At 66.5% G+C, this 7744-nt stretch carries 6 protein-coding genes; 3 read left to right on the top strand and 3 right to left on the bottom strand.

Annotated features, from left to right (window positions below; all coding sequences use genetic code 11):
* Positions 1 to 52: 52 nt before the first annotated feature.
* On the top strand, positions 53 to 1519 hold the full coding sequence (der, locus tag QMX85_RS19420) for a ribosome biogenesis GTPase Der (protein WP_282343647.1): 1467 nt from the start codon (positions 53 to 55) through the stop codon (positions 1517 to 1519).
* 57 nt (positions 1520 to 1576) lie between these two features.
* Here the strand turns inward: der and cysE are convergent, their stop codons facing one another.
* Positions 1577 to 2365, bottom strand: a complete 789-nt coding sequence (gene cysE / locus QMX85_RS19415) for a serine O-acetyltransferase (RefSeq protein WP_348775234.1) — start codon at positions 2363 to 2365, stop codon at positions 1577 to 1579.
* Between the two features lie 185 nt (positions 2366 to 2550).
* Here cysE and QMX85_RS19410 point away from each other — a divergent pair, with 185 nt between their 5' ends.
* Both QMX85_RS19410 and QMX85_RS19405 read left to right on the top strand, forming a co-directional pair.
* Complete coding sequence (locus QMX85_RS19410) at positions 2551 to 3699, top strand: pyridoxal phosphate-dependent aminotransferase (protein ID WP_282343643.1); 1149 nt, start codon at positions 2551 to 2553, stop codon at positions 3697 to 3699.
* Positions 3700 to 3795: 96 nt separating this feature from the next.
* Complete coding sequence (locus QMX85_RS19405; RefSeq protein WP_282343641.1) at positions 3796 to 4578, top strand: amidohydrolase; 783 nt, start codon at positions 3796 to 3798, stop codon at positions 4576 to 4578.
* Positions 4579 to 4675: 97 nt separating this feature from the next.
* Here QMX85_RS19405 and QMX85_RS19400 read toward each other — a convergent pair whose 3' ends face one another.
* Positions 4676 to 5740, bottom strand: a complete 1065-nt coding sequence (locus QMX85_RS19400; protein ID WP_282343639.1) for an NAD(P)-dependent alcohol dehydrogenase — start codon at positions 5738 to 5740, stop codon at positions 4676 to 4678.
* Positions 5741 to 5917: 177 nt separating this feature from the next.
* Complete coding sequence (gene leuA / locus QMX85_RS19395; RefSeq protein WP_282343637.1) at positions 5918 to 7594, bottom strand: 2-isopropylmalate synthase; 1677 nt, start codon at positions 7592 to 7594, stop codon at positions 5918 to 5920.
* Positions 7595 to 7744: the final 150 nt, after the last annotated feature.

Below are 7744 nucleotides of genomic sequence, written 5' to 3'. Positions count from 1 at the left end.
CTGCCCCCGCAGCGGCCGACGTGTTTTCGTAGATTCAACGCTGGAGGAGCCAATGGTTCCGGTAATCGCCCTGGTGGGCCGCCCCAACGTGGGCAAGTCGACCCTGTTCAACCGCCTGACCCGCACCCGCGACGCGATCGTCGGTGACCTGTCGGGCCTGACCCGCGATCGTCAGTACGGCGAAGCCAAGTGGGAAGGGCGCAGCTACATCCTGGTCGACACCGGCGGCATTTCCGGCGACGAAGAGGGCATCGACGAGAAGATGGCCGAGCAGTCGCTGCTGGCCATCGAGGAAGCCGATGTCGTGCTATTCCTGGTCGACGCCCGTGCCGGGCTGACCGCCGGCGACCAGATGATTGGCGAGCACCTGCGCAAGCGCAACAAGCGCAGCTACCTGGTGGTGAACAAGGTCGACAACATCGACCCGGACATCGCCCGGGCCGAGTTTGCCCCGATGGGCCTCGGCGAGGCGCTGCCGATTGCCGGCGCGCACGGTCGCGGCATCACCCAGATGCTCGAAGTGGCGCTGGGCGACTTCGCCCGCGACGAGGAAGAGAACGCCCTCGACGAGGACGTCGCCGAAGGCGAGGAAGCCAAGCGCATTCCCGGCCCGAGCGAGAAGGACGGCATCAAGATCGCCATCATCGGCCGGCCCAACGTGGGCAAGTCGACCCTGGTCAACCGCATGCTCGGCGAAGACCGCGTGGTGGTCTATGACCAGCCCGGCACCACCCGCGACAGCATCTACATCCCCTTCGAGCGCAACGACGAGAAGTACACGCTGATCGACACCGCCGGCGTGCGCAAGCGCGGCAAGATCCACGAGGAAGTCGAGAAGTTCTCGGTGGTGAAGACGCTGCAGGCGATCAAGGACGCCAACGTGGTGATCTTCGTCATGGACGCCCGCGAAGGCGTGGTCGACCACGACCTCAACCTGCTCGGCTTCGCCATCGAGTCCGGTCGGGCGCTGGTGATCGCGCTGAACAAGTGGGACGGCATGGAGCCGGGTGAGCGCGATTACGTGAAGACCGAGCTGGAGCGCCGGCTGTTCTTCGTCGACTACGCCGACATCCACTTCATCTCCGCGCTGCACGGCACCGGCGTGGGCAACCTGTACAAATCGGTGCAGGCCTCGTTCACCTCGGCGATCACCCGCTGGCCGACTAACCGGCTGACGCAGATCCTCGAGGACGCGGTGCAGGAGCACCAGCCGCCGATGGTCAGCGGGCGCCGCATCAAGCTGCGCTATGCCCACCTCGGCGGTGCCAACCCGCCGCTGATCGTGATCCACGGCAACCAGGTGGACGCGGTGCCGAAGTCCTACACGCGCTACCTGGAAAACACCTTCCGCCGCGTGCTGAAACTGGTCGGTACGCCGATCCGTATCGAGTACAAGGGCGGCGACAACCCCTACGAGGGCAACAAGAACACCCTCACGGATCGCCAGGTGAACAAGAAGCGCCGGCTGATGAGCCACCACAAGAAGGCCGAGAAGAAGCGTCGCGACAAGAAGCGCTGATGCTCCTGTAGGCGGACGCCTGCCGCTCCTGCCCGAACGAGGCGCCGTCCTGGCGCCTCAGCTGTCCTGATCGAACGACTGGTCCATGTCCAGCGCCGGCTGATCGTGGCGCGGCGTGCCTACCCGGCGCGCCGGGTTGCCGACCACGGTGGTGTGCGCCGCCACGTTGGCCAGCACCACGCTGCCGGCGCCGACCTTGGCGCCTTCGCCTATCTCGATGTTGCCGAGGATCTTCGCCCCGGCGCCGATCATCACGCCGCAGCGCACCTTGGGGTGTCGATCGCCGCATTCCTTGCCGGTGCCGCCGAGGGTCACGCCCTGCAGGATCGAGACGTTGTCCCCGACCACCGCGGTTTCGCCGATGACGATGCCGCTGCCGTGATCGAACATGATCCCCCGGCCGATGCGGCTGGCCGGGTTGATGTCGATGGCCAGGCGTTCGTTGCTGCGCGACTGGATGAACATCGACAGCAGGCGGTTGCCGTCGAGGTGCAGCCGGTGCGCGAGGCGGTACGCCTGCAAGGCGAGAAATCCCTTGGAGAAGAGGAACACCTCGAGCATCGACTCGAACGCCGGGTCGCGGCTGACGGTGGCCTGCAGGTCCTGCCAGGCGGCTTCGGCGAGCGCCGGCTCCTCGCGGTGGAGCAGGGCGAAACGTTCCGCCAGCGCGGCTTCCTGCTGGGTTCCCGATGCCAGGCCCTGGGCGACGCGGTGCGCCAGCGCCGTGCCGAAGCTTTCGTGGGCGAGTAGCGCGTGCTGCAGGATGGCGGACAGGGCCGGCTCGCGGGTGCTGGCGTGTTCGGCCTCCGCGCGAATCTCGTTCCAGGGCGATGGCGTGGGAATCATGCGGGTCATGCTGGGCTCTCCGCCGGCGTGGGGCGCGCAGGATAGGACAGCGCGGGCGATTGGCAAAGAGTCTACGCCTTCGCCGGCGCTTATCGATGACGGCCTCGAATCCGCCCGCCGGCATCGGCTATTCTTGCCTGCCCGGTCCCCGCGACCCAGACAGGCGTCCCGCCCAGATAGCCACCATGATCGTCAGCAAACTGCCCCACGTCGGCACCACCATCTTCACCCGCATGTCGCAGCTCGCCGCGCAGACCGGGGCGATCAACCTGTCCCAGGGCTTTCCCGACTACGACGGCCCGGAAGCGCTGCGCGAGGCGGTCGGCCGGCATATCGCCAGCGGCCACAACCAGTATGCGCCGATGACCGGGCTGCCGGCGTTGCGCGAGCAGGTCGCGGCGAAGATCGGCGCCCTCTACGGCCGCGCGGTCGACGCCGACAGCGAGGTGACCATCACCCCCGGCGCGACCCAGGCGATCTTCTGCGCGATCCAGACCCTGGTGCGCCCGGGCGATGAGGTCATCGTCTTCGACCCCTGCTACGACAGCTACGAGCCTTCCGTGGAGCTGGCCGGCGGCCGTTGCGTGCACCTGCAACTGCAGGCACCCGAATTCACCCTCGACTGGGCCGCGCTGGAGCGCGCGCTGAACGCGCGTACCCGGCTGATCGTGCTGAACACGCCGCACAACCCCAGCGGCTCGCTGATCGGCCCGGCCGACCTCGACCGCCTCGCCGAGTTGATCCGCGGCCGTGACCTCTACCTGCTCAGCGACGAAGTCTACGAGCACCTGGTGTTCGACGGCCTCGCCCACGCCAGCGTGTTGTCCCACGACGAGCTGTACGCGCGCGCCTTCGTGGTCAGCTCCTTCGGCAAGACCTACCACGTCACCGGCTGGAAGACCGGCTACGTGGTGGCGCCGCCGGCGCTCAGCGCCGAGCTGCGCAAGGTCCACCAGTACGTCAGTTTCTGCGGGGTGACGCCGCTGCAGTACGCCCTGGCGGATTTCATGGCCCGGCACCCGGAGCACGTCGCCGAGCTGCCGACCTTCTACCAGGCCAAGCGCGACCTGTTCTGCGACCTGCTGGCCGACTCGCGTTTCGTCTTCACGCCGGCGGCCGGCACCTATTTTCAGTTGGTCGACTATTCGGCGATCCGCCCGGACCTGAACGACGTGCAGATGGCTGAATGGCTGACCCGCGAGCACAGCGTCGCGGCGATCCCTATCTCGGTGTTCTACCAGTCCGCCCCCAGCGATCTGCGCCTGGTGCGCTTCTGCTTCGCCAAGCGCGAGGAGACCCTGCGCGAGGCCGCGCGGCGGCTCTGCGCGATCTGAGCCGTTCGTAGGGTGCGCCATGCGCACCGTGCACTCACCCCCATCCTGGATCGATGTGCCAGAAGCATCCCGCGTACTACGCAAAAGGAGCATCGCATGAGCAAGCAGGAACACCTCGAACTGGCACTGATCCAGACCACCCTGGCCTGGCACGATCCGGAGGCCAACCGCGCGCATTTCCAGGCGCGGCTGGAGCAGGCGCGCGGCGCGGACCTGATCGTCCTGCCGGAGATGTTCAGCACCGGCTTCTCGATGCATTCCGAGCACCTGGCCGAGGCCGAGGACGGCGCCACCAGCGCCTGGCTGCGCGAACAGGCGCAGCGCCTGGATGCGGTCGTGACCGGCAGCCTGATCGTGCGCGATGCCTCCGGGTTTCACCGCAACCGGCTGCTCTGGGCAACGCCGGACGGCGAACTGCTGCACTACGACAAACGCCATCTGTTCCGCATGGCGGGCGAGCACCAGCACTACACCCCGGGCGAGCGCCAGGTGCTGTTCGAACTCAAGGGCTGGCGGGTGCGCCCGCTGGTCTGCTACGACCTGCGCTTTCCGGTGTGGAGCCGCGATCCCCACGATACCGACCTGCTGCTGTACGTCGCCAACTGGCCGGCGGCGCGCCGGCAGCACTGGAACCGCCTGCTGCCGGCGCGGGCGATCGAGAACCTCTGCTACGTGGCGGCGGTGAACCGCATCGGCGAAGACGGCAAGGGGCACGCCTACAGCGGCGACAGCCAGGTGCTGGACTTCCAGGGCGACTGCCTGCTGGATGCGCGGGATGCGGACGGCGTGTTCCGCGTCAGCCTGTCGGCGACCGGGCTGAACGCCTATCGCGAGCGTTTTCCGGCCTATCGGGATGCCGACGCCTTTCACCTCGAATAGGTGCGAGACGGTGCGTGCGGCGCACCTTACAAAAACGGCGCCCCGCTGGCGCCGTTTGCTGGATCGTAGGGTGCGCCGTGCGCACCGCAGTTGGAACTCAGGCGGCCTTTCCGGCTTCCTTCAGCGTCGCCATGTCGATCACGAAACGGTACTTCACGTCGCTCTTGAGCATGCGCTCGTAGGCTTCGTTGATGTCCTGCATAGCGATCATCTCGATGTCCGAGACGATGCCGTGCTCGGCGCAGAAGTCGAGCATCTCCTGGGTCTCGGCGATGCCGCCGATCAGCGAACCGGCCAGGCGACGACGCTTGAAGATCAGGCTGAACACTTCCGGCGACGGATGCGGCGTTTCCGGGGCACCGACCAGCGTCATGGTCGCGTCGCGCTTGAGCAGGCCGAGGAAGGCGTCGAGGTTGTGCGGCGCGGCCACGGTGTTAAGGATGAAGTCGAAGCTGTTGGCATGGGCCGCCATCTCGTCCGCGTTCTTCGACACCACCACTTCGGCGGCGCCCAGGCGCAAGGCGTCTTCACGCTTGTTCGGCGAGGTGGTGAACAGCACCACGTGCGCGCCCATCGCCGCGGCGATCTTCACGGCCATGTGGCCAAGGCCGCCGAGGCCGACCACGCCAACCTTGTCGCCGTGCTTGACGTTCCACTGGCGCAGCGGCGAGTAGGTGGTGATGCCGGCGCAGAGCAGCGGCGCCACCGCGGCCAGGTTGTCGCTGTGGCTGATGCGCAGAACGAACTTCTGGTTGACCACGATGTTGTCCGAGTAGCCGCCGAAGGTGTTCTCGCCGCCGAATACTGGACCGTTGTAGGTGCCGGTGAAACCGTTCTCGCAGTACTGCTCCAAGCCTTCGCCACAGGACGGGCAGGACTGGCAACTGTCCACCATGCAGCCGACGCCGGCGGTATCGCCGACCTTGAAGTTCTTCACGTTGGCGCCGACGGCGACCACCTTGCCGACGATCTCGTGGCCGGGCACGGACGGGTAGAGGGTGTTCTTCCATTCGTTGCGCGCGGTGTGCAGGTCGGAGTGGCAGACGCCGCAGTAGAGGATGTCGATCTGCACGTCGTCGGCACCGACTTCGCGGCGCTGGAACGAGTACGGCGCAAGGGTGGCGCTGGGGTTCTGGGCGGCATAGCCGAAGGTCTTGATCATGTCGGGTTCCTCTTGCGGATGGTCAAAGGCAAAGCCTACGGCAGATGCCGCGCCAATCGGTTGCTCAGAGCTGCTCGGTCGTTGCCTGATCGTCCGAGAGAGGGCTGCAGCATCTCGGCAGCGACGGCAACGAAAAAGGGATGCCGAAGCATCCCTTTTGCGTTACAGCGCGCCGGATCAGGCGGCGCGGTGCTTCTGCCCGGCCTGTTTCACCGCGCGGTTGAGGGCGCTGAACAGCGCGCGGAAGCTCGCCGTGGTGATGTTCTCGTCGATGCCGATGCCGTGCAGCGGGCGTTCGCCATCGAGACGGATCTCGATGTAGGACGCGGCCTTGGCGTTGGCGCCGGCGCCGATGGCGTGCTCGTGGTAGTCCATGATTTCCACCTTGACCGGCAGGGCGGACACCAGGGCTTCCAGCGGACCCTTGCCGATGCCGTGCAGGTGCCGGGCTTCGCCGTCGACCAGCACGTCGAGGTCGACCGCGCTGGTGCCGTTCTCTTCCTGCAGGCGATGGCTCTTGAGTGCGTAAGGCGCCCTGGTCTGCAGGTATTCGCGCTCGAGCAACTGGTGGATCTGCTTGGCGGTCATCTCCAGGCCGAGACGGTCGGTCTCGCCCTGTACCACCTGGCTGAACTCGATCTGCATGCGGCGCGGCAGGCTGATGCCGTACTCCTGCTCGAGGAGGAAGGTGATGCCGCCCTTGCCGGACTGGCTGTTCACCCTGATCACCGCCTCGTAATCGCGGCCGATGTCGGCCGGATCGATCGGCAGGTACGGCACTTCCCAGAGGGTGCCTTCCTTCTGCTGGGCGAAGCCCTTGCGGATGGCATCCTGGTGCGAACCGGAGAACGCGGTGTGCACCAGGTCCCCCACGTATGGATGACGCGGGTGCACCGGCAACTGGTTGCAGTCCTCGACCACCTTGCGCACCGCGTCGATGTCGGAGAAGTCCAGCCGCGGGTCGACGCCCTGGGTGTAGAGGTTCAGCGCCAGGGTCACCAGGCAGACGTTGCCGGTGCGCTCGCCGTTGCCGAACAGGCAGCCCTCGACGCGGTCGGCGCCGGCCATCACGGCCAGTTCCGAGGCGGCGACGCCGGTGCCGCGATCATTGTGGGTGTGCACGCTGATCAGCACGCTGTCGCGGCGGTCGACGTGACGGCCGAACCATTCGATCTGGTCGGCGTAGTTGTTCGGCGTGGCGCACTCGATGGTGGCCGGAAGGTTGAGGATCAACGGGTTCGCCGGGGTCGGCTGGAACACCTCGATCACCGCGTTGCACACCTCGACCGCGAAGTCGATCTCGGTGCTGCTGAACACTTCCGGCGAGTACTCGAAGCCCCACTGGGTGTCCGGCGCGGCGGCGGCCAGGCGCTTGATGGTGGTGCCGGCGGCCACGGCGATGGCTTTGACGCCGGCCTTGTCCTGGTTGAAGACGATCTTGCGGAAGCTAGGCGCGCAGGCGTTGTAGTAGTGGACGATGGCCTTCTTGGCGCCCTTTAGGGACTCGAAGGTGCGCTCGATGAGGTCGTCACGCGCCTGGGTCAGCACCTGGATGGTCACGTCGTCCGGGATGTGGCCGCCTTCGATCAGCTCGCGGACGAAGTCGAAATCGGTCTGCGAGGCGGACGGGAAGCCCACTTCGATTTCCTTCAGGCCCACGGCGACCAGGCACTTGAAGAAGCGCATCTTCTTCTCGGCGTCCATCGGCTCGATCAGCGACTGGTTGCCGTCGCGCAGGTCGGTGGACAGCCAGATCGGCGCCTTGTCGATGATCTTGTCCGGCCAGGTACGGTCGGGGATATCGATGCGCGTGAAGGGGCGGTACTTGTGCGACGGATCTTTGAGCATGCTCATGGGGCGTTCCTGAAATCGTGGGTTGGCCAACCGGCCGGAGAGGTTGCGGGCGTCGATCAGAGGAAGCGACGCAGTCGCGGACTGACCAGGCTCAGGCAGGCGAGTTGGCGAAGCAGCAGGAGGGTTTGATCGTTCGGCATGGGGCCACAC

It is taken from the genome of Pseudomonas sp. PS02288, assembly GCF_029959715.1.
GTDB classification, from domain to species: domain Bacteria; phylum Pseudomonadota; class Gammaproteobacteria; order Pseudomonadales; family Pseudomonadaceae; genus Pseudomonas_O; species Pseudomonas_O kuykendallii.
This window is presented reverse-complemented; position numbering and strand designations above follow the sequence as displayed.